The sequence below is a fragment of the Microbacterium sp. zg.Y909 genome, from assembly GCF_024626565.1.
The window spans coordinates 1-637 of the sequence record NZ_JANJFJ010000329.1; the positions used below are offsets into that span (position 1 = coordinate 1).

The window sequence follows — 637 nt, forward strand, 5'->3', positions numbered from 1 at the left end:
TGTGCTCGTCTACGGCGACTGCGCCGTCATCCCCGACCCCACGAGCGAGCAGCTCGCCGACATCGCGATCTCGTCGGCGGCGACGGCGGCTCAGTTCGGCATCGAGCCGCGCGTGGCGATGCTGTCGTACTCGACGGGGGAGTCGGGCAAGGGCGCCGAGGTCGAGAAGGTGCGCGCGGCCACGGCGCTCGTGCGCGAGCGCGCGCCGCAGCTGCCCGTGGAGGGGCCCATCCAGTACGACGCGGCCGCCGACGCCGCCGTGGCATCCCAGAAGATGCCGGGCTCCGACGTGGCCGGCCGGGCGACGGTGTTCGTCTTCCCCGACCTCAACACCGGCAACAACACCTACAAGGCCGTGCAGCGCTCGGCCGGCGCCATCGCCATCGGGCCGGTGCTGCAGGGGCTCAACAAGCCCATCAACGACCTGTCGCGCGGCGCCCTCGTCGACGACATCGTCAACACGATCGCGATCACCGCGATCCAGGCTCAGGGAGAGGCAAGCGCATGAGCGTGGTGCTGGTGGTCAACAGCGGGTCGTCGTCGTTCAAGTACCAGCTGGTCGAGCCGGAGGACGGCCGCGTGCTCGCCTCGGGCATCGTCGAGCGCATCGGCGAGGCGATGGGCGCGGCCCGGCACA

1 protein-coding gene and 1 pseudogene are annotated in these 637 nt (G+C 71.1%); both read left to right on the plus strand.

Features of this window, described 5'->3' with window-relative positions:
• Nucleotides 1-508 (plus strand): phosphate acyltransferase (locus tag NQ160_RS18370; protein ID WP_257516569.1); only part of this gene is annotated, 508 nt, incomplete at its 5' end.
• Nucleotides 505-637, plus strand: a pseudogene (locus NQ160_RS18375) (acetate kinase); the annotation flags it as partial. The gene NQ160_RS18370 and the pseudogene NQ160_RS18375, both read left to right, overlap by 4 nt.